Below are 20,601 nucleotides of genomic sequence, written 5' to 3'. Positions count from 1 at the left end.
GTGATGACACAGGAAGAATTCGACGCGCTGGAAGATGACGCCCCGGAGCAGCCTCCGGTGTCCGCATCAAGCGACAAGAAGACGAACACGTCGTCCCGATCTTCGGTCGTGGGCACGGCTTTTGCCGCCGTCCGGTCGCAAAGCCCGGTGCGGCTTGCCGCGTTTGGCATTGCGGTCCTTGGTGCAGCGATCGTCCTGACGATGATGCCTGGGCCGGATGACACGAACACGCGTGCCTCCGCGCTGGCTACGGAGGTTCAACCCGTGTCCGCCGTACTCCAGCAGACCGCAGTCACGTCCACGCAGGACAGCGCACAGCCGGATCCCTCCGCAACCACCGTAACCGCGGCGACCAACAGTTTGCCATCGCTGCCCGCCGATCCCGATACCTTTGCCACGCTGGCACCGGCCCCGATCCGCAAGATCGAAAACCTGCGACCGACACAGGCCGCCGTTGCAACGCCCGATTGCACTGTGACCGTCGATGCGAAACCGCAGGCCGGCGCGATCGTCGGGTTGTATATTGCTGCGCCCTGCGACGGAGCTGCCCGTGCCGATATCCTGCAGGGCGATTTGCAGATCGCCGTCGCACTGGATGAGAATGGTATGGCGCAGGTCGCGATGCCGGCACTTTCCGCCATGGCGGTCATCGCCGTGGCCGTCGCCGATCGCGACCCGGTCAACCAGATCACAACCGTTGCGGATATGGACGATTACGCCCGCACGGTTCTATACTGGCAGAACGACGTCGGGCTGGAACTGCACGCCTTCGAAGATGACGCCGACTATGGCACCGATGGCCATATCGCGCCCGAGACGCCGCGCAACATCGCCCGCATCCTGTCGGGAAATGGCGGTTATCTGACGACACTGGGCGACGCGACGCTTGACGACGCGCGCGTCGCCCTCGTCTACACAGCCCCGGCCAGCCAGGCCGTCGCGATCAGCATCGAGGCCCCCGTTCTGGCAAGCAACTGCGGCCAGCAGATCGTTGCCGGAACCATACAGGCCACGCCGGGCATTGCCACCATTACGCAGAATCTGACGTTCCGTATGCCGGGCTGCGAGGCAGAAGGCGAATACGTGATGCTGGGCGATCTGGTGGCCCCGGTCGCGCAGGTCGATGTCGCCTCGAACTGACAGACATTACCGGGCTGAAAAAAGGGCGGTCCCATCGGGCCGCCCGTTGTCATTTTTCAAGCTCGCTTTCGCGTCACATCATCTCGCGCACGTCGGTCAGGTGGCCGGTGACTGCCGCAGCCGCTGCCATCGCGGGCGACATCAGATGTGTGCGTCCGCCGCGGCCCTGACGCCCCTCGAAGTTGCGGTTCGACGTGGCCGCGCAGCGTTCACCCGGCGACAGTTGATCGGGGTTCATGGCCAGGCACATCGAACAGCCGGCAAGCCGCCATTCGAACCCTGCGTCGATGAACACCTGCGCCAGCCCTTCCTCTTCGGCCTGCGCGCGCACAAGGCCAGACCCCGGCACGACCATGGCGCGCAACCCGTCCTTGATCTTCTTGCCACGCAAGATCGCGGCGGCGGCGCGCAGATCCTCGATCCGGCCATTGGTGCAGGAGCCGATGAATACCGTGTCGATGGCGACCTCGGACAATGGCGTGCCCGGTGTCAGGCCCATGTAATCCAGTGATCGCTGCGCCGCGTCCACCTTGCCGCCGGTAAAATCCGACGCCGCGGGGACCGATGCGGTGATCGGCAGCACATCCTCGGGCGACGTGCCCCATGTGACGACCGGCGCGATATCTTCGGCGGCGATGGTCACCACCATATCCCACTGCGCGTCATCGTCGGAATAGAGCGTCTTCCACCATGCCAACGCGGCTTCCCATTGTGCACCTTTCGGGGCGTGGGGGCGACCCATGCAATATTCGTAGGTCTTCTCGTCCGGCGCGATAAGACCGGCGCGTGCGCCGCCTTCGATGGCCATGTTGCAAACGGTCATGCGGCCTTCCATCGACAGATCGCGAATCGCTTCGCCGCAATATTCGATGACGTATCCGGTGCCGCCCGCGGTGCCGGTCTTGCCGATGACCGACAAAGTGATGTCCTTGGCCGTGACGCCGGGGCGCAGCTTGCCCGTGATCTCGACCTTCATGTTCTTGCCCTTGCGCTGGATCAGGGTCTGGGTCGCAAGAACATGCTCTACCTCCGACGTGCCGATCCCATGCGCCAGCGCACCGAAGGCGCCGTGGGTTGCCGTATGGCTGTCGCCGCAGACGACGGTCATGCCGGGCAGGGTCCAGCCCTGTTCCGGCCCGACGATATGCACGATGCCCTGACGGACATCCGAAACGGGGTAGTAGTGGATGCCGAAATCCTTGGCGTTCTTGTCCAGCGCCTCGACCTGGATGCGGCTGTCCTCGGTCATGGTGGCCGCGTTGGCGCGGTCCAGCGTGGTCGGGACGTTGTGGTCGGGCACGGCGATGGTCTTGTCGGGCGCACGCACGGTGCGGCCCGTCATCCGCAGCCCTTCGAAAGCCTGCGGGCTGGTCACTTCGTGGACCAGGTGCCGGTCGATATACAGCAGGCAGGTGCCGTCTTCGGCTTCGTGCGCCAGATGGGCGTCCCAGATCTTGTCATAGAGCGTGCGGGCTTTGGTGGTGTGGCCGGTCATGTGCGAAATCCTCGCGGGTGTGTCTGTCTGAAATGGGCGAAAGGGACGCAATCAGCGCCGCGCCGTCACCCCGTGGGCGCGGCCGAAAAACCGCCAGGGCAGGAAATCGTGGTCGCTCAGATCGTGGACGCGTTTCATGGACGGTCAGATACGCGGGCGACATGTCCCCTGCAAGGCTTGCCGCGGTTATGAGCGATCCAGGATTTCGGTTGATGACAGTGCGAGGCCCACATGACCGAGCCTTTCGGAACGCCGCAGCCGTCCCATACGCCGGTGACCGTTCAAGGCGAAACAGCATGAGAAATAGCGCAGGCGCTGTCGGCATTGTTGCTCCGCACGTCCAAACTGCCGCATAGAGAAGGATGGAAGAAGATATTCTGAAAACGATCCCCCTCAGGGATGAATTGCTGACCGGCTGGTCGACGGCCACTACCTTCCTTTCAGGCCTGTTGCAGGGTGGCTGGAAGCTCTGGCAGATCCTGATCATTCTGGGGGTTATGTTGCTGTCCTGGCTGCTGCGCCGCTGGGCTGGCGAACGCATGACCGAATGGATGCGCACACAGACGGGGCGGCCGAAATGGCAACTCCGCTGGCTGGTCATCTTCCGAAACCGGCTTGGCCTCGTGATCTTCGCCGCCCTCGCCTGGGTCGCGTATCTTACGATGCAACAGATGTTTCGATGGCCGTCCTACAGCTATCTTGTCGGGCTGGCCGCGACTATCGGCACGGCCTGGATGGTCGTCAGCTTCGTCGCGCGTCTGGTCCGCAACCCGTTCCTGCGCAAGATCGTGAACTGGGCTCTTCTGGTATACGTGACGCTGTTCTATCTGGGTGCGCTGGACACGGCGCGACAGATCACGGACGGCCTTGCCATACAGCTCGGAGAGTTCCGCATTTCGCTGCTGGGGTTAATCACCGCACTTGTGGTGATCGGCATCCTGTTCACGGTGGCGCGGTTTCTGGCACACGCCACGTCCGCCAGGATCTCGAAAAACGAAGATATCAGCCCCTCTATGCGGGTGCTGGTCGTCAAGCTTTTGCAGATCGTCCTCTATGTCGGAGCATTCTTCCTGGGACTCAAGGCCATCGGGGTCGACCTGACCGGGCTTGCGGTGTTGTCGGGCGCCATCGGTGTCGGTCTGGGTTTCGGGTTGCAAAAGGTCGTCTCGAATCTCGTGTCCGGGGTCATCATCCTGCTGGACAAGTCAATAAAACCCGGTGACGTCATCACCATCGGCGATACCTTCGGATGGATCAATGCACTGACCGCCCGTTACGTGTCGATCACCACGCGGGACGGGCGCGAATATCTGGTTCCGAACGAGGATCTGATTACCGGCCTCGTGATCAACTGGTCCCATTCCAACGCACTGGTCCGACTCGATATCTTTTTCGGCACGGCCTACGGCGACGATCCCCATCTGGTCCGCAAGGTCGCCATCGACGCGGCCAGCGACACCAAGCGGGTGCTGAAATCCAAGCCGCCGGTCTGTCATATCGTGGGGTTCGGGGATTCCTCGGTCGACTATATCCTGCGGTTCTGGATTTCCGACCCGACCGACGGGCTGACAAATATTCGCGGCAACGTCTATCTGGCGCTGTGGGACGCGTTCCGGGAAAACGATATCTCGATACCGTTCCCGCAGCGCGAGGTTCGGATGCTGTCTGACGACGCGTCCGACACGCCGCACGACGGATCGCTCGAAGGACCGGATGACAGTGCGATCCTCGGTGCCGACTGACCCGTCCGCGCTGGACTTGCTGTCGGCGATGCGCGCCGGGCGGCTGTCGCCCCGCGACCTGATGTCAGACACCCTGGACCGGATCGCGGCCAGCGACGTGAATGCCGTCGTCTCGCTGCGCGGTCGCGACAGCCTGCTGGCCGAAGCATCGGACCCGCGTCCCGGCCCGCTGTCGGGCCTGCCGATGGCGATCAAGGATCTGGCCGATACTGCCGGTATCCGCACGACCTATGGCCACCCGGCCTTCGCCGATCACGTCCCGCATGCCGATGGCCCGATGGCGGCGAGGTTGCGCGCGGCGGGGGCTATCGTCATCGGCAAGACCAACACACCGGAGTTCGGCCTTGGATCGCACAGCTACAATCCTGTCCACGGAACCACGCTGAACCCGTGGGACAAGACGCGCAGTGCTGGCGGCAGTTCGGGCGGCGCGGGCGCGGCCCTTGCCGCGCGGCTGGTGGCACTGGCCGACGGGTCCGATATGATGGGATCCCTGCGCAATCCGGCGGCCTGGAACAATGTCTTCGGATTGCGCCCGACCCAGGGCACCGTACGCGGTGCGCCGGTGGGCGATCCGATCCTGCATCCGCTGGCCACCGATGGCCCGATGGCGCGCACACCCGACGATCTGGAACTGCTTCTGTCGGTCATGGCCCCGACCTATCGTCCAGTCGCCGCCCGGCCGTTGCGGGTCGGATGGCTGGGCGACTGGGCCGGGGGCTTTCCCTGCGACGACGGGGTTCTGTCGCTCTGCGAAGTGGCATTGGACGGGGTGGCTGAAACCCTCGATCCGCCGATAGATGCGGATGACCTGTGGCAATCGTGGACGGTGCTGCGCGCGTTTTCCATAGCGCAGAAGATGGCTCCACTCTGGACTGATGCCTTCGCCGCACAGTCCAAACCCGAATTGCACTGGGAGGTCGCCAAGGGTCGCGCCCTGACCCTTTGCGACGTCACTGACGCCAGCGCCATTCGCGCCGAATGGGCTCGACGTATGGATGCGCTGGAAGTTGACGTGATCGCGCTGCCGTCGGCGCAGTGCTTCCCCTTCGACGCCACGCTCGACTGGCCCAAGGCCATTTCCGGGCAGTCGATGGACACCTATCACCGATGGATGGCCGTGATGGTCCCGGCCTCCCTGATCGGGTTGCCTGCGATTTCGGTTCCGGTCGGGTTTCAGGACGGCCTGCCGATGGGCGTTCAACTGATCGGACGGCGCGGCGCGGATGCGGATCTGATCGGACTGGCCCGGCGGATGCACGCGCGGATGCCATGGGCCGCAAGGCGTCCGGACCAAACGGTCGATTGAACTGTCCGCCTATCGGGGCCATATGGCGGGCTGCGATTGTCGGGACGGCGTTCCGATGCTACGTCATGGCTGACCGCGCTTAATGCGCCCGCCCTTATATCCCCGGAGGATCGGACCCTGCCCGCCGACACCCATGCTTCCCGCCCCACGGCGGACAAAACCGCCAGCGACGAGACGCTCGCCCTTATCCTGACCGCTCTGGACGAGGAAAAGGCCGAAGATATCGTTCAGATCGACCTCGCCGGTAAATCCTCCGTTGCGGACCATATGGTCGTCTGCTCGGGTCGCTCGACCCGCCAGGTCGGCGCGCTGGCCGAAAAATTGTCCGAGCGGCTGAAAACCCGTCTGGGCCGCAGCGCCCGTACCGAAGGCAAAAGTCAGGGCGACTGGGTTCTGCTGGATGCAGGCGATGTGATCGTCCACATTTTCCGTCCCGAAGTGCGCGAGTTCTATCAACTCGAAAAGATGTGGCTCGATCCGGCGGCCGAGCCGAGCCGCGAAGCCTGAGGTGAAGCTGCATCTGATCGCCGTCGGGCGCCTGCGAAAGGGGCCTGAACTGGCGATGGTGGAGGATTATCTGGATCGCTTCGCCAAGGTCGGGCGCGGACTGGGCCTGCCGTCCGTCACCGTCGTCGAGCTGGATGCCAGAGGTGCGGGGATGGCCGCCGAGGGTGACTTGATTACCCGTGCCATTCCGCCCGGCGCGGCGCTGGTGATTTTTGACGAACGCGGTGAGCAACCGACCTCTCCCGATTTTGCCGCCCGCCTGGCTGCCTGGCGCGACAGCGCGCGAGACGTGGCCATCGTGATCGGCGGGGCGGACGGCATCGCCCCCGACATCCGCAACCGTGCCGATCTGGCGATCAGCTTCGGGCGGATGGTCTGGCCGCATATACTGGTCCGCGTGATGGTCGCGGAACAGTTGTATCGTGCAGCTTCCATCATGGCAGGCGCACCTTATCATAGGGTCTGAGGCCCGGATCGTTTCGGACAAGGGAAAGACACATGCAGAGAAAACCCGTCATCCTGTGCATTCTCGACGGCTGGGGCATCTCGGATCGGCCGGAACAATCCGCGCCCGACCGTGCCCACACTCCGAACTTCGATCGTCTTATGGAAACCTGCCCGCATGCAAGGCTGACCACGTTCGGCCCTGCCGTCGGCCTGCCGGAAGGTCAGATGGGCAATTCCGAAGTCGGTCACATGAATATCGGCGCAGGCCGCGTCGTCTGGATGGACCTCGGCCTGATCAACAAGGCGCTGGCCGAGGGGACCTTTTCCGATGAAGCCGCCCTGACGGGTTGGATCGCCTCGCTGAAGGCTTCGGGCGGCACGGCACATCTGATGGGTGTGATCTCGGACGGCGGCGTACATGGACACATCGATCATTTGCTGGCCGCCGCGCATGCGGTTTCCGATGCGGGTGTTCCGGTCGTCATCCACGCCATTACCGACGGGCGCGACGTGGCACCTGGATCGGCAGAGGGTTTCGTTGATCAACTCCTCGACGGGCTGCCCGATGGCGCGACGGTCGGTACGATAACGGGACGCTATTTCGCGATGGATCGCGACAACCGCTGGGACCGGGTGCAGCGGGCCTGGGCCGCGATGGTCTGGGCCGAGGGCGATCACGCCGCAGACGCGCGCGATGCTCTGGCTGCCGGCAAGGCGCGGGGCGAAACGGACGAGTTCCTGCGCGCCACCCCGCTGGACGGATATGACGGCATGCACGACGGCGATGGTGTCTTCTGCCTGAACTTCCGTGCCGACCGTGTGCGCGAAATCCTGTCTGCGCTGGCCGACCCCGACTTCGACGGCTTTACGACCAACAACCGCCCCAGGCTGCAGTTGCTGGGCATGGTCAATTATTCCGAGGGGCATGACGCCTACATGACGACGGTGTTTCCCAAGCAGACGGTGTCGAACACGCTGGGACATTGGGTTTCCAGCAAGGGCAAGACGCAGTTCCATCTGGCCGAAACCGAAAAATACCCGCATGTCACCTTCTTCCTGAACGGCGGGATCGAGGCGCCGGAGAAGGGCGAGGATCGCTTCATGCCCAAATCGCCGGATGTCGCCACCTATGATCTGCAACCCGAGATGTCGTCGGTCGAGGTCACGGACCATTTCGTGGCTGCCATCGAAAAGGGCTACGATCTGATCGTCGTGAATTATGCCAATCCGGACATGGTGGGTCACACCGGCGATCTGGATGCAGCGACAAAAGCTTGTGAGGCAGTGGACCGGGGACTTGGTCGCGTGCTGGAGGCGCTGGACGGCACTGATGGCGCGATGATCGTCTGTGCAGACCATGGCAATTGCGAAACCATGATTGATGCCATCACCGGCGAGCGTCATACTGCCCACACAATGAATCCGGTTCCTGTAATCCTGTACGGTGGCCCAGATGGCACACTGCTGCGCGATGGCAAGCTGGGCGATCTGGCCCCGACGCTACTGGCGTTGATGGGGATCGAGCCGCCGGAGGAAATGACCGGCAAAAACCTGCTGGAATGATTTCGCGCGTCCTTCTTCTTTTGCTGCTGGTTGCGGGGCCGGTTCAGGCGCAGACCGCAGCCGATACCGCACGGCAGGCGGCGGCGCAGTTGACCGAAGCGGCCATCGGACTGGAGCAGGCGCTGACCGCGCGCGACCGGGTCGAGGCCCTGACCGCCGTGATCAGGGCCTATGAGGGCGGGTTGTCGGCCCTGCGCGACGGGTTGCGCCAGGTGGCGATCCGCGAACGCGCGCTGACCGCAGACCTGCGGGCCCGCGAGGCCGAGGTGGCGCATCTGATCGCCACGCTGCAGTCGATGGAACGCGAACCGGGGCCGCTTCTTCTGCTGCACCCGTCAGGTCCGCTGGGCACGGCGCGGTCGTCCATGATCCTGAGCGATTTTGTCCCCGCGCTGACAGCCCGCGCAGAAGCGCTGCGCCGCGACCTGTCCGACCTGCGCGATCTGCGCGCGCTGGAGCAGAGCGCCGCCGACAGCCTGGTCCAGGGGCTGGGCGGCGTTCAAGACGCGCGTGTCGCCCTGTCGGAGGCAATCGCCGATCGTACCGATCCCCCGCCCCGCATGGCCGAGGATGCGGCCCGCATTGCCGCGCTTCTGGGGCGTATCGACACACTGGAGGCCTTTTCCGAAGGTCTGGGCGTGCTGCCACCCGTGGAAACGGTGGCAGATCTGTCGCTGCCGTTGCCTCTCCCGGTTGCCGGTCGCCTGCTCCGCGCAGCCGGCGAACCGGATGCCGCGGGCATCGCACGCCCCGGACTGGTACTGGCGACCGACCCTGCGGCCATCGTTACGGCGCCTGCTTCTGGCACTGTGCGCTATGCCGGGCCGTTGCTGGATTACGGCAACGTGATCATTCTGGAGCCCCGACCCGGCACGTTGCTGGTTTTCGCCGGGCTGTCACGGGTCTACGCTCGTCTCTCAGAGATCGTGACGCAGGGGGCGCCCTTGGGGCTGATGGGCGGCGGATCGCCGGGAAATGCGGATTTCCTTCAAGATTCCGTTGCGGGCGGTGGCGCATCGCGCTCCGAAACGCTTTATATCGAAGTCAGACAGGGCGGTATGCCCACAGATCCGGCGACCTGGTTCGCCACCGATTAGGGAAACGACATGAACAAGTTCGCAATGGCCGCAGGAAGCGGCGTTCTGGCAGGTATCCTGGCCACAACGCAGATAGCCGGTCCGCTTCTGGCGCAGGAGGCCGAAAAGGCCACCGTATATGAACAGCTCGACCTTTTCGGAATCGTGTTCGAACGCATCCGCAACCAGTACGTCGAGGAGGTAGACGAAGGCGAGCTGATCGAGGCGGCGATCAACGGCATGCTGACCTCGCTCGACCCGCATAGCTCCTATCTGCCGCCGCGCGACTTCGAGGATATGCAGGCCGATACGCGAGGTGAATTCGGCGGCCTTGGGATCGAGGTCACGCAGGAGGAGGGCTACGTCAAGGTCATTACGCCGATGGACGGCACACCTGCCTTCGAAGCGGGCATTGAGGCAGGCGATTTCATCACCGCCGTCGACGGCGAGAATATCCTGGGATTCACCCTGGAAGAGGCAGTCGACCTGATGCGCGGCCCGGTCGGGTCCGACATCGTGGTGACCATCGTGCGGGACGGTCTGGAAGAACCCATCGACATCACCATCACCCGCGATACCATCAAGCTGACGGCCGCAAAGGTCCGCAAGGAAGGCGATACCGTCATCATCCGCGCCTCGACCTTCAACGACCAGACCCTGCCGAATGTCATCGACGGGTTCGAGACGACGGTCGAGGAGATGGGCGGCATCGAGAACGTGAACGGCATCATCCTCGACCTGCGCAACAACCCCGGTGGCCTGCTGACGGCGGGCGTCGATCTGGCGGATGCCTTCCTGGAGCAGGGCGAAATCGTCTCGACCCGGTCGCGGGAAAGCGCGGGTGGCGACCGCTTCAACGCCAAGCCGGGCGATATCATAGACGGCCTGCCGATGGTCGTGCTGATCAACGGCGGCTCGGCCAGCGCGTCCGAAATCGTCGCGGGTGCCTTGCAGGATCATCGTCGTGCCGTGGTCGTCGGCACCAAGTCCTTCGGCAAGGGGTCGGTGCAGACCATCATGCCGGTGCAGGGCGATGGCGCGATCCGGTTGACCACGGCGCGGTATTACACGCCGTCAGGCCGGTCGATCCAGGCATTGGGCATTTCGCCCGATATCGTGGTCGTCCAGCCGCGCCGTGACCCGGCCACCCCGGAGGAGACCGCCGACGAAACCGCCCGTCCGACCCGCACTGAATCGAGTCTGCGCGGATCGTTGTCCAACGACAGTCTCTCCGATGACGAGCAGGAGCAGATCCGCAAGGAACAGGTCGCCGCAGAGGAGGCCGCGAAACTGCGCGAGGAAGATTACCAGATGGCCTATGCCATCGACATCCTGAAGGGCCTGACCGCCATCGAAGCGCGCTGATTCAATAGTCGGCAGATCAACAAGGGGGCGGCTGTCTGGTCGCCCCTTTTTCGCAAGGACCCGTAACATGACGCCTCGCCTGACCTCTGACGACATCGCGAAACTGCCCTATCGCCCCTGTGCCGGTGTCTGTCTGACCAATCCGGATGACCTGATCTGGGTCGGGGAGCGGCTGGATTATCCGGGTGCCTGGCAGATGCCGCAGGGCGGGATCGACAGCGGCGAAGCCCCCCGCGCCGCCGCCCTGCGCGAATTGCGGGAAGAGACGGGCATCGCACCCGATGCCGTGCGGGTGATCGACGAATTGAGCGATCCGCTGCCCTATGACCTGCCGCTCGATCTGGTCCCCAAACTCTGGAAGGGGCAGTATCGCGGGCAAACGCAGCACTGGTTCCGCATGTCCTACGCGGGACCGGACGATGCGGTGGACCTTGATTATCACGAACGCGAATTCAAGCGGTGGCAGTGGATGCCCGCCGCCGATGTCCTGACTTCGATCGTGCCGTTCAAGCGCGATCTCTATGCTCATGTTTTGGCCAGGTTCGGCCTGTTATAGTCGGCGTTATTGCCTATCGCCCATACCGCTCTCATCCTTCGATCAGACGTTATTTCCCCGGAGACCGAACATGACCAGACTCCTTTTCGCCGCCGCCCTGATGTCGACCGCCATCGCCAGTGAAGCCTCGGCCCTGTCCTGTATTACCCCTACGGTTCAGGGCAGCTTCAAACAGGCCGACGCGTCGGAGGCGCAGTACGTCATGGCCGTGGGGCGGATACAATTGCTGCCGGGCGAAACGGTGCCTTCCACCGGAGATGATCCGAACAATCGCCAGGGCTATTCCGTCAAGACTCGGTTCGACGGAAAACTGGCCAGCGCGACTGGTTTCGACCAGGACGCCAGCTTTCCGTTGACAGTCGAAGTAGGTTGCATCGGGGCGTGGTGCGGGGGCGTGCCGCTTGACCGGATGCTGGTCTTCGTCGAACGGCGCGACGGTGAGAACGTATTGGTCGAAGGTCCGTGTCCCCTGTTCGCTCTGAAGGCCACGCCCGCGGTGGTAACAGACGCCGAGGCCTGCCTGACGGGCAATTGCGAAGTTCCGGTCGACTGATCCTCCGGGGCGCGGGTTTCCGCCCGCGTCCCGGCGTCGTCACTCCCCGATGGCGATGCCTTCGCGGCGCGGGTCCGCCCCGCCGCTCAGACCGTTCTCGTCCAGTGCAATCGCGTGTAACCCGGAGTTCAGGTCGCGGGCATTCACCTCGTACCCCAGTGCGGTCAGCGGTTCGGTCAGGCCTTCGGCACTGGTTCCCGCCTCAACGTCGTAGGTTCCGAAGCGGTTGACCAGATGCGGCATTGCGACGGCCGCCTGCACATCCATGCCCCAGTCCATATACGCCACGATGGTCTTGGCGACATAACCGATGATGCGGCTGCCACCAGGCGATCCGACGACCAGAATCGGTGCGCCGTCGCGCAGCACGATGGTCGGTGCCATCGAGGACCGGGGGCGTTTGCCCGGTTCCACACGGTTGGCGATTGGCACGCCGTCGTCCTGGGTGGCGAAGCTGAAGTCGGTCAACTCGTTGTTGAGAAGGAAGCCGCCAGGAGCCATGACGCGACTGCCGAAACCGTTCTCGATGGTAGTGGTCATCGAGAGCGCATTGCCTGCCGCATCGACAATCGAGATCTGCGAGGTCGAGGGCAGTTCGATGCTGCGATCATCCGCCAGCAGCATGGCGTGATCCCATGGCGGAGTGCCTGCGCTGACTTCAGGCAGGCTGTCATCGCCTTGCAGCAACGTGGCGCGCTCGGCCAGATAGGCCGGGTTCAGCAGACCGGCTGTCGGAACGGGAACGAAATCGCTGTCGGCCATGTAGCGACCGCGATCCGCAAAAGCGAGGCGCGAGGCATCGCCGATCAGCCGCCAGGCTTCAGCCGAATCGGGGCCCATGGCGGCGATGTCATAGGGCTCCAGCATTCCTAGGATCTGACCGACCGTCAGGCCGCCCGATGACGGTGGCCCCATGCCGCAGACTTCGGCCCCGCGATAGGGTGCGCAAACGGCATCGCGTTCCTTCACCTGATACGCGCTCAGATCATCCAGCGAGAGCAAGCCGGGCAGCGCCGCATCACGTACGGCGGCGACGATCCCTTCGGCGATCTCACCGGAATAGAACGCCGCTGCACCATCCGCTGCCATGGCACGCAGGGTATCGGCATAGGCCGGGTTGCGCAGGGTCTCGCCCTTTTGCAGAGGTTGACCGTTCGGCAGGAAATAGGCCGCTGTCGCTTCAGATGTAGCCAGTCGTTCAGCGTCTTCCGCTACAAGCATCGCAAGGCGGAGGGAGGTTGGAAATCCTTCGTCCGCCAGTGTGATCGCCGCATCGAACAGACCGGACCAGTTGGCCGTGCCCCAGCGGCGGTGCGCTTCCTCCAGCAGCATGGGTGTGCCGGGTGTGCCGACGGACAAGCCGCCGACGACGGCATCGAAGAAGCCCAGCGGCGCGCCGGTTTCATCCTGGAACAGGGTCGGGGTCGCTGCCATCGGCGCGGTTTCGCGCCCGTCCAGTGTGGTGATTTCACCGCTCGCGGCATCGTACCAGACGAGGAAAGCGCCCCCGCCAAGGCCGGAGGACTGAGGCTCCACCAGACCCAGAACGGCCTGCACGGCAATCATCGCATCGGCGGCGGACCCGCCGGCGCGCAGTACGTCGGCCCCCGCCTCAACCGCCAACGGATTAGCTGCGGCGACCATCCACGTGTCGGATGTTACGGGGGCCGTAGCTTCGGTCGCGAGGCCGGTTGCGCCTTCGGGGGCGACGGCCTCGGTGGCGGTCTGTGCATAGGCTGGAAGCGCCAGTAAAAACGAAAGTGTCAGGGCAATACGCATCTGTTCTCTCCTCTCGATGATGGGGACAGAATGACGCGTCTTGCCGCAAGGGCAAGTCTTCAGACTTCGCGCAGTTTCAGCGGCACTTCGCGAATTGGCAGATGCACGATTGCCGACAACAATCCGACGCCCACGCCGATCCACCAGACCGTCACATAGCTGCCGGTCGAATCGTAAAGTGTGCCGCCCAGCCAGACGCCGAGAAAGCTGCCCAATTGATGCGAGAAGAACACCAGCCCATAGAGCGTGCCCATGTAGCGCAGCCCGTAAATATGGGCGACGAGGCCGCTAGTCAGGGGCACCGTCGCCAGCCAGAGTGACCCCATGCCGATGGAAAAGGTGACTACCGTAAGGGGCGTGATCGGGAAGGCGATGAAAGCGGCGGCGATGAGGGTGCGGCCCATGTAGATGCCCGCCAGCAGGTATTTGCGGGAATACCGCTTGCCGAGGTAGCCCGCGTAGAGCGTGCCCGCGATATTGGCCAGTCCGATGAGCGAAATCGACACCGCGCCCAGGGCAGCGGTCGTGGTGATACCCATGGTGTGAAGGATCGATCCGGGAAGGATGGGGCCGCTCATCTCGGTCACCAGGGCCGGGAAATGCGCGGTCACGAAGGCCAGTTGGTAGCCGCAGGAGAAGAAGCCCACGAAGATCAGGCCATAGGACGGATCGCGGAAAGCCTTGCCCAGTATCTCTGAGAAGGTCTCCTCCAGCTCGGCCTTGGTGGCCACGGGCGCGCGCATCATCGGCAGGGCGAAGAGGGCAAGGCCGACGATGCCGGCGAAGATCAGGAATACCTCCTGCCACGAATAGAAACCCAGAAGAAATTCGGCGGCGGGTGCGCCGAACACCTGACCCAAGCTGCCTGCGGCGGTCGCGATGCCCAGCGTCATGGAGCGGTTTTCGTCCGATGCGGCGCGGCCGACGACGGCGAGGATGACGCCGAAGCCCATGCCCGCGATGCCGAACCCGACAAGGATTTCCAGCAGTTGGTGCGCACCGGGTGTGGTTGCGAAGGACGACAGGACCAGACCGGCGGCATAGCAGATCACGCCCATCACGATGGCCTTGCGGTCGCCGAACCTGTCGGCAATCGCACCGAAGATCGGCTGGCCGATACCCCAGGCAAGGTTCTGGATGGCGATGGCGAGCGAGAACTCCGCCCTTGGCCAGCCGAATTCGTTGGCAATGGGAAGCTGGAACACGCCGAAGCTGGCGCGGATCGAGAAACCGACCATCAGGATGATACAGCCCGAAATCAGGACAGGGGTTAACAAACGGTTAACAACAGGAAGGGTGCGGGCGGTCATCCGAAGAGGTTTTTACGGATTGATCGATTTGGTCAATTCAGATGTTCTGATGCGACTATGAAAATTCCTGATGCTGCACAGCATTTATCGGTTCGAACGGTTGAGGAACCGTTCATCGCAAGGCTAGACCGGCGTATGACCCTGACCGAACTCTATGCGGCCCGCGTGGCCGAGGGCTGTCTGACCGCCGACCCCGCGCAGGAAGCGGCGCTGGTGCCGTTGGAAAAGATCCGCACGAAACTGGCTGCGCCGGTAAAGAAGGGCTTTCTCGGGTTCGGGACACAGCCCGCCGAGGGGCCGATGGGCGTCTATCTTTGGGGCGGAGTCGGGCGCGGCAAATCGATGCTGATGGACCTGTTCCACGAAGCCTCGCCGGTGCCGTCGCGGCGGGTGCATTTCCACGCCTTCATGCAGGAAGCGCACGAGGCGATGCACGAGGCCCGCGCCGCCGAGACGCGTGACGCGCTGGAGCCCTTCGCGCGGTCGGTGATCGCCCAGACGCGCGTGCTGTGTTTCGACGAGATGCAGATCACAGACATCACCGACGCCATGATCGTAGGCCGCCTGTTCGAGAAGCTTTTCGCTGCAGGTGTGCATGTGGTCACGACGTCGAACCGGGTGCCGGACGATCTTTATGAAAACGGGCTAAACCGGGCACTTTTCGTGCCGTTTATCAATATGGTGAAGGAACGGATGATCGTTCATGAGTTGGTCGCCGCGCGCGATTATCGGCAGGACAGACTGGGCGATGAGCAGACGTATTTCATCGGCGGCGGCGCATTGGATGAGGTCTGGGAGCGGCTGACCGATGGCGTGTCGGAAGGCCTGACACTCCGGGTGAAGGGGCGCGACCTGCGGCTGGAGGATTTCCGGTCCGGCGTGGCGCGGGCGTCGTTCGCGGACCTGTGTGGCAAGCCTCTGGGCGCGGCGGATTACCTGGCTTTGGCGCGGGCCGTTCGGGTCCTGATCCTGACGAATGTGCCGAAGTTGAGCCGGGCTCACGGCAACGAGGCGCGGCGGTTCGTCACGCTGATCGATGCGCTGTATGAGGCCCGTGTCAGATTGATCATGTCGGCGGAAGCGGAACCCGAGGATCTGTCGCCCGGAGACGTGTTCGAGTTCGAACGAACGGCCAGCCGATTGCGGGAAATGCAGGCGGCGGATTGGGGCGCGGGTCAAGAATAACTTGTGCGAACCCTGGATATGATGCGCGGGTGATCCACGGGTGATCCGCGTCGGACGTCGGGGATGATATCCGGCCGTCAGCCGAAAATGCGGCCCAAGATTGACAGCGACGACATCGGTACCGGGCCACAGGGATCTTCGGCATTGGGCGAGATCGAAAGCGGTGTATCGGGGGCGACTCCGGATTCTTCGATGAACACGCCGTCCACGCAGATGTCCTGCGCCCGGTTGCCGCCGTTGAAACCGAAGCCGGGGATGCCGCAGTCGTTGGCGAAACCGTTCGCGTTCCATTCCTGATAGGTGCCGTTCTCGATATAGCCGCCCATCGGGAAGGACAGTGTGCGGGTGTCGAAGCGCAGCGTCCAGGAGGTGTCGGGCGTGAGGTCCTTCATCGACCAGCGGCCCAGGTAGGTGTCGCCGCGCCAACCGGTGATGCCGAAGCCGGTGATGGTATTTTCCGTCACGATCCGGCCTTCGGCAGTGTCGGGATAGGAGATATACCCTTCGATCCGGTAGTCGTTCGCGCCCTGCCAGCAGAACCCGTAGGTCGCGGCGCTGGCGGGGGCTGCGAGGGCCGAGAGGATCAGGGCGGCGAGGGTTGCGGCGATCTTGTCGAAGGCGGCGCGGAACTGGGTTTCCGGGTCGGCGGACGGGGTGCCGTCGGGCGCGCTGCCGGTCAGACCGATCAGGAAAAGGTGGCTGTGCGACGCAATGGCGGGCGACAGGGCGAGGGCATTGGCCGCGGCTTCCGACCCCGGCGGGAAGACGCCGCGGGCCACGTCAGCCGTTCTCGCGCAGGACGTTTCCCGCAAGGTAGAGTGAGCCGCAGATCAGGATGCGGGCGTCAGGGGTGGTCGCCTTGATCGTGGCGATGGCGTTCGCGACCGAAAGGGCAGTGCTGGCAGGTATCCCCGCGCGTTTGGCGGCAGCGGCTGTGTCGGCGGCGGGCAGGGTATTCGCCTCGCCGGGGATGGAAACAGCATGAAGATGTTTGGCAAGGGGGGCGAGCGGAGTCATGTAGCCGGTCGCGTCCTTGGTGTTCAGCATGCCGCAGATCAGGTGCAGGGGGCGGGGCGGCAGGCGGGTCAGGGCTTCGGCGAGCGCGTGGCCCGCGGCGGGGTTATGGCCGCCGTCGAGCCAGAGATCGGCGTCGCCCGCTGCGTCGACCAGCGGGCCGGTGCGCAGGCGCTGCATCCGGGCGGGCCAGTCCGCGTCGGTCATTGCGGCATCGGCACCGGCGGTGCGTTTCAGGGCGCGCAGGGCGGCTATGGCCATGCCCGCGTTGTCGACCTGATGACGCCCGATCAGGCGGGGCAGGGGCAGGTCCATAAGCCCGTCCTCGTCCTGAAAGATCAGGTGGCCGTCTTCTTCGATGACGTGCCAGTGCTGACCCTGAACGTGCAGCGGGGCGTTCAGACGGGCGGCGCGGTATTCGATGACCTCCAGCGCCCGTTCGTCCTGCGGACCGACGATGCAGGGAACGCCGGATTTCAGAATACCCGCCTTTTCGCCTGCAATAGCCTCGATCGTGTCGCCCAGAAAGGCCTCGTGATCCATTGAAATCGGGGTGATGACGGTCAGCGCCGGATGGATCACGTTCGTCGCATCCAGACGCCCGCCGAGGCCGACCTCCAACAGGGTCCAGTCGGCGGAAGTGCGAGCGAAGGCAAGGAAAGCGGCGCAGGTCGTGATCTCGAAGAAGGTAATCTGTTCGCCGCCGTTGGCAGCTTCACATTCCGCAAGCAGTCGAGCCAAATCGTCTTCTTCGATCAATGCGCCCGCGACGCGGATACGTTCGTGAAAGCGGGCCAGATGCGGCGAGGTATAGGCATGGACGACATCCCCCGCAGCTTCCAGCCCGGCGCGAATCATCGCCTGGGTCGAACCCTTGCCGTTCGTGCCCGCGATGTGGATCACGGGCGGAATGCGGCGTTCGGGATGATCGAGGGCGGAGAGCAGGCGATGCACCCGGTCGAGAACGAGGTCGATGACCTTGGGGTGCAGGGTCATCAGCCGTTCAAGGACGACATCGGAGCCGTCGTTCACCGGGCCTCGGCCTTTTTGGCCTCGACCTTCCGGGCCTGCTTGCCGGAGGTGTTTTCGGCGGCGGCCTTCTCAGTGGCCGGGGCGGGTGCCGCGGGCTCGGCGATTTCGGCCGGCGGAGCGATGGTGTCGGGGGCAGGCAGGTCGCCGTGGACGATAGGGCTCTGGCCGGTCAGCATCCGCAGGATCGTGGCAAGTTCGCCCTTGAGCTTGCCGCGCGGGGTCACGCGATCCAGCATGCCGTGATCCAGCAGGTATTCGGCGCGCTGGAACCCTTCGGGCAGGGTCTCGCGGATGGTCTGTTCTATGACGCGGGGACCGGCGAAACAGATCAGGGCATTCGGTTCGGCGATGTGAACGTCGCCCAGCATCGCATAGCTGGCGGTGACGCCGCCCGTGGTCGGATGGGTCAGGACGACGATATAGGGCAGGCCCGCTTCCTTGAGCATTTCCACGGCGACGGTGGTGCGGGGCATCTGCATCAGCGACAGGATGCCTTCCTGCATGCGCGCCCCCCCGGCGGCGGAAAACAGGATCAGCGGACGCTGCAGGGCAACGGCGCGTTCGGCGGCGGCGATGATTGCATTGCCGACATACATGCCCATCGACCCGGCCATGAAGCCGAAGTCCTGTGCCGCCATGACGACCGGGGTGCGGTGGATTTCGCCTTCGGCGACCAGCATCGCCTCGGCTTCGTTCGCGGCTTTCTGCGCGGCCTTTAGGCGGTCGGGATACCGCTTCTGGTCGCGAAACTTGAGGGGGTCTTCGATAGGATGGGGCACCGACACTTCGACAAAGACGCCACCGTCGAACATCGCCGCGAAGCGGTCGCGCGGCGATATGTACATATGATGGTCGCAGTTCGTGCAGACGTTAAGGTTGTCCTTGAGTTCGCGGTGGAACAGCATGGTCCCGCATTGGTCGCACTTGGTCCACAGGTTTTCGGGCACCTCGCGCCGTGAGAACAGCGAGTTGATCTTGGGACGGACGTAGTTCGAGATCCAGTTCATGGCGTATTCCCCGCGTGGTCCCGCCGGAGATAGCGACGGCAGGCGCGGAATGCAATTCGCGCCGGAGGGGCGGAGGGTGGGAGGTCAGGCCGGTCGAACTGCGCATCGGACTGCGCTGCAGCCTTTGTTTTCAGGCCTTTGTCCTCAGTCGGCGCGGGGGCAGCGGAGCAGGCCATCTTTGTCGGTATCCGGCAGCACGGACGACTGCATCCGTGCGCCGAATGAATGAAATTGAACGAGATCAGGCTGGCGAGACGGAGCGGCACATGGGTGTTCCGCAAGGACGGGGCGGAACGTCCCGGACACACTCCAGCCCGCGTTTCGATATGCCGACTCAGGCGTCCGTCATCCCGGACCGGGCGAGTTTTCGCGGCTGCGATCGGCATCCTGACCGGCATCCTGACTGTCGTCCCGATTGCCGCCCGACGTGCCGCCCCCCGAAATCGCCCCGCCCCGCGCCAGCCAGAGCCGGATGCTGGCCCAGACGATGACCGTGATCAGCATCTCCTGCCAGACCAGCGGGTTGGACAGCGACAGCGCCTCGACGCCGAAGGGTGTACGATAGAGGGCAAGGCCCGACAGGTTGCCATCCAGCGACAGGATCAGAATGGCCGAGGCGTTGTTCGTGAAATGCAGCCCCCAGCCGGCCCCGATGGATCCGGTCACGCGGGTCAGGTCGGCGGCGATCAGGCCAAACAGCGTCGGCGGCAGCATCAGCCAGAGCTTGTCGACCCCACCGAACGGATCGGAATGCAGACTTCCGAAAAACACCGCGGGGATCAGCATCCAGATCAGCGGATTGCGGAACCGCGCGGCGAGTTGCTGTTGCATGTAGCCACGGAAGACCACCTCCTCGGCGAAGGTCTGGATGCCGATCGCGATCACGGCGAGCGGTAGGAAGCTGAGGAACAGCGACATCGGGACGTTCGGCACCGGGTCGAACGGCATCGGCAGAACCAGCGTCGCGCCGACGAAGACCAGCGTGGCAATTGCGGCGGCGATGAAGAAATCGCGCAGGAGGCCGGGGCCGAACACCGTCGTGACGGAGCGCCGGTGCAGCATGCGCACGACGACGATCGCGCCCAGCAGTGGCCAGATGAACATCGCAAGCATCATCACCACCAGCGTTGGCGTCCCGCCGGTCGAGAGCGATGACAGATAGGCGTTCGCCTCGGCCTGGCCGAACACGGCCCGCAACCCGATGGAGACGATGATAAAGGCGAGGAACATGATCGCGCCGATCAGCAAGACCCCGAGGATCAGTCGCCAGAGTTGCGGTCTGGCACGAGCCGGAGCCACGAAACGCTCGAAACGGGGGGTCCACATGCCTGATGCCCTCTGGAATGTCTGCCTATGGTCTCCCGTTTGCCGGGTTATTTTCCCAAGCCTAGACGCGCAGGGAGGTCTGGACAACTGGCCATGTGCCCTTGGCGACCGTCTTGTTTCGCTGCAGGCAGCGCGGCGCGTCGGGACAAGCCCGCTTGTCCCACCGGCATGCCGGGTCTATCCCATGCGCAAAGG

18 protein-coding genes are annotated in these 20,601 nt (G+C 64.0%); 11 read left to right on the top strand and 7 right to left on the bottom strand.

Going from position 1 to position 20,601, the window contains the following annotated elements; translation table 11 throughout:
* Positions 1-3 precede the first annotated feature (3 nt).
* Positions 4-1,140 (top strand): hypothetical protein, encoded by a 1,137-nt coding sequence (locus tag BMY38_RS01955; protein ID WP_139204632.1) that lies wholly within the window; start codon positions 4-6, stop codon positions 1,138-1,140.
* 73 nt (positions 1,141-1,213) lie between these two features.
* On the opposite strand, the gene leuC is transcribed toward BMY38_RS01955, so the two are convergent.
* Complete coding sequence (leuC, locus tag BMY38_RS01950) at positions 1,214-2,635, bottom strand: 3-isopropylmalate dehydratase large subunit (protein ID WP_092759261.1); 1,422 nt, start codon at positions 2,633-2,635, stop codon at positions 1,214-1,216.
* A gap of 362 nt (positions 2,636-2,997) precedes the next feature.
* On the opposite strand from leuC, the gene BMY38_RS01945 reads away from it, so the two are divergent.
* From BMY38_RS01945 to BMY38_RS01905, 9 genes are all read left to right on the top strand, one after another.
* Entirely contained in the window at positions 2,998-4,377 is a 1,380-nt protein-coding gene (locus BMY38_RS01945) for a mechanosensitive ion channel family protein (RefSeq protein ID WP_092759259.1), read from the top strand.
* A complete protein-coding gene (locus BMY38_RS01940) occupies positions 4,349-5,686 on the top strand; it encodes an amidase (RefSeq protein WP_092759257.1) in 1,338 nt (445 codons plus the stop codon). Before BMY38_RS01945 ends, BMY38_RS01940 begins: the two co-directional genes overlap by 29 nt.
* Before the next feature lie 36 nt (positions 5,687-5,722).
* Complete coding sequence (gene rsfS, locus BMY38_RS01935) at positions 5,723-6,193, top strand: ribosome silencing factor (protein WP_423787128.1); 471 nt, start codon at positions 5,723-5,725, stop codon at positions 6,191-6,193.
* Position 6,194: 1 nt separating this feature from the next.
* Positions 6,195-6,659, top strand: coding sequence for a 23S rRNA (pseudouridine(1915)-N(3))-methyltransferase RlmH (gene rlmH, locus BMY38_RS01930; protein WP_092759255.1), 465 nt, complete (start codon positions 6,195-6,197; stop codon positions 6,657-6,659).
* Positions 6,660-6,691: 32 nt separating this feature from the next.
* Positions 6,692-8,203, top strand: coding sequence for a 2,3-bisphosphoglycerate-independent phosphoglycerate mutase (gene gpmI / locus BMY38_RS01925; protein WP_092759253.1), 1,512 nt, complete (start codon positions 6,692-6,694; stop codon positions 8,201-8,203).
* Positions 8,200-9,300, top strand: coding sequence for a murein hydrolase activator EnvC family protein (locus tag BMY38_RS01920; RefSeq protein WP_092759251.1), 1,101 nt, complete (start codon positions 8,200-8,202; stop codon positions 9,298-9,300). The genes gpmI and BMY38_RS01920 overlap by 4 nt, the downstream gene beginning before the upstream one ends.
* Positions 9,301-9,309: 9 nt before the next feature.
* On the top strand, positions 9,310-10,644 hold the full coding sequence (locus BMY38_RS01915; RefSeq protein ID WP_092759249.1) for a S41 family peptidase: 1,335 nt from the start codon (positions 9,310-9,312) through the stop codon (positions 10,642-10,644).
* 67 nt (positions 10,645-10,711) lie between these two features.
* On the top strand, positions 10,712-11,200 hold the full coding sequence (locus tag BMY38_RS01910) for an RNA pyrophosphohydrolase (protein WP_245737471.1): 489 nt from the start codon (positions 10,712-10,714) through the stop codon (positions 11,198-11,200).
* Between the two features lie 70 nt (positions 11,201-11,270).
* Positions 11,271-11,753 (top strand): hypothetical protein, encoded by a 483-nt coding sequence (locus BMY38_RS01905; RefSeq protein ID WP_092759247.1) that lies wholly within the window; start codon positions 11,271-11,273, stop codon positions 11,751-11,753.
* Between the two features lie 39 nt (positions 11,754-11,792).
* Here the strand turns inward: BMY38_RS01905 and ggt are convergent, their stop codons facing one another.
* Together ggt and BMY38_RS01895 are read right to left on the bottom strand one after the other, a co-directional pair.
* Positions 11,793-13,532, bottom strand: coding sequence for a gamma-glutamyltransferase (ggt, locus tag BMY38_RS01900; protein WP_092759245.1), 1,740 nt, complete (start codon positions 13,530-13,532; stop codon positions 11,793-11,795).
* Between the two features lie 59 nt (positions 13,533-13,591).
* On the bottom strand, positions 13,592-14,842 hold the full coding sequence (locus BMY38_RS01895; RefSeq protein ID WP_092759243.1) for an MFS transporter: 1,251 nt from the start codon (positions 14,840-14,842) through the stop codon (positions 13,592-13,594).
* A 135-nt stretch (positions 14,843-14,977) separates the two neighbouring features.
* Between BMY38_RS01895 and zapE the strand changes: the two genes are divergently transcribed.
* Positions 14,978-16,027: a cell division protein ZapE gene (zapE, locus tag BMY38_RS01890; protein ID WP_092759241.1), complete on the top strand. Its 1,050-nt coding sequence runs from the start codon at positions 14,978-14,980 to the stop codon at positions 16,025-16,027.
* Between the two features lie 77 nt (positions 16,028-16,104).
* Here zapE and BMY38_RS18020 read toward each other — a convergent pair whose 3' ends face one another.
* The 4 genes from BMY38_RS18020 to BMY38_RS01870 all read right to left on the bottom strand — a co-directional run bounded on the left by BMY38_RS18020 (position 16,105) and on the right by BMY38_RS01870 (position 20,406).
* Positions 16,105-16,806: a RidA family protein gene (locus BMY38_RS18020; RefSeq protein WP_175495736.1), complete on the bottom strand. Its 702-nt coding sequence runs from the start codon at positions 16,804-16,806 to the stop codon at positions 16,105-16,107.
* A 1-nt stretch (position 16,807) separates the two neighbouring features.
* A complete protein-coding gene (locus BMY38_RS01880) occupies positions 16,808-18,037 on the bottom strand; it encodes a bifunctional folylpolyglutamate synthase/dihydrofolate synthase (RefSeq protein WP_092761079.1) in 1,230 nt (409 codons plus the stop codon).
* Between the two features lie 32 nt (positions 18,038-18,069).
* The gene (accD, locus tag BMY38_RS01875; protein ID WP_092759239.1) at positions 18,070-19,080 is read right to left on the bottom strand and encodes an acetyl-CoA carboxylase, carboxyltransferase subunit beta; all 1,011 of its coding nucleotides are present in this window, start codon (positions 19,078-19,080) and stop codon (positions 18,070-18,072) included.
* Between the two features lie 345 nt (positions 19,081-19,425).
* On the bottom strand, positions 19,426-20,406 hold the full coding sequence (locus BMY38_RS01870; RefSeq protein WP_092759237.1) for a CPBP family intramembrane glutamic endopeptidase: 981 nt from the start codon (positions 20,404-20,406) through the stop codon (positions 19,426-19,428).
* Positions 20,407-20,601: the final 195 nt, after the last annotated feature.

Origin of the sequence: Jannaschia helgolandensis (assembly GCF_900109285.1) — a bacterium.
Taxonomy (GTDB): Bacteria; Pseudomonadota; Alphaproteobacteria; order Rhodobacterales; family Rhodobacteraceae; genus Jannaschia; species Jannaschia helgolandensis.
The sequence above is the reverse complement of the archived record's forward strand: the minus strand, read 5'-3'. Positions and strand labels throughout refer to the sequence as shown.

What these genes read in the sequence shown, in the direction of transcription:
- BMY38_RS01945 (WP_092759259.1), top strand. Translation starts at nt 2,998, where the DNA reads ATGGAAGAAGATATTCTGAAAACGATCCCCCTCAGGGATGAATTGCTG.
- BMY38_RS01880 (WP_092761079.1), bottom strand. Translation starts at nt 18,037, where the DNA reads ATGACCCTGCACCCCAAGGTCATCGACCTCGTTCTCGACCGGGTGCAT.
- BMY38_RS01910 (WP_245737471.1), top strand. Translation starts at nt 10,712, where the DNA reads ATGACGCCTCGCCTGACCTCTGACGACATCGCGAAACTGCCCTATCGC.
- BMY38_RS01940 (WP_092759257.1), top strand. Translation starts at nt 4,349, where the DNA reads ATGACAGTGCGATCCTCGGTGCCGACTGACCCGTCCGCGCTGGACTTG.
- zapE (WP_092759241.1), top strand. Translation starts at nt 14,978, where the DNA reads ATGACCCTGACCGAACTCTATGCGGCCCGCGTGGCCGAGGGCTGTCTG.
- leuC (WP_092759261.1), bottom strand. Translation starts at nt 2,635, where the DNA reads ATGACCGGCCACACCACCAAAGCCCGCACGCTCTATGACAAGATCTGG.
- ggt (WP_092759245.1), bottom strand. Translation starts at nt 13,532, where the DNA reads ATGCGTATTGCCCTGACACTTTCGTTTTTACTGGCGCTTCCAGCCTAT.
- gpmI (WP_092759253.1), top strand. Translation starts at nt 6,692, where the DNA reads ATGCAGAGAAAACCCGTCATCCTGTGCATTCTCGACGGCTGGGGCATC.
- BMY38_RS01955 (WP_139204632.1), top strand. Translation starts at nt 4, where the DNA reads ATGACACAGGAAGAATTCGACGCGCTGGAAGATGACGCCCCGGAGCAG.
- BMY38_RS01915 (WP_092759249.1), top strand. Translation starts at nt 9,310, where the DNA reads ATGAACAAGTTCGCAATGGCCGCAGGAAGCGGCGTTCTGGCAGGTATC.
- BMY38_RS01870 (WP_092759237.1), bottom strand. Translation starts at nt 20,406, where the DNA reads ATGTGGACCCCCCGTTTCGAGCGTTTCGTGGCTCCGGCTCGTGCCAGA.
- BMY38_RS01905 (WP_092759247.1), top strand. Translation starts at nt 11,271, where the DNA reads ATGACCAGACTCCTTTTCGCCGCCGCCCTGATGTCGACCGCCATCGCC.
- BMY38_RS01895 (WP_092759243.1), bottom strand. Translation starts at nt 14,842, where the DNA reads ATGACCGCCCGCACCCTTCCTGTTGTTAACCGTTTGTTAACCCCTGTC.
- BMY38_RS01920 (WP_092759251.1), top strand. Translation starts at nt 8,200, where the DNA reads ATGATTTCGCGCGTCCTTCTTCTTTTGCTGCTGGTTGCGGGGCCGGTT.
- accD (WP_092759239.1), bottom strand. Translation starts at nt 19,080, where the DNA reads ATGAACTGGATCTCGAACTACGTCCGTCCCAAGATCAACTCGCTGTTC.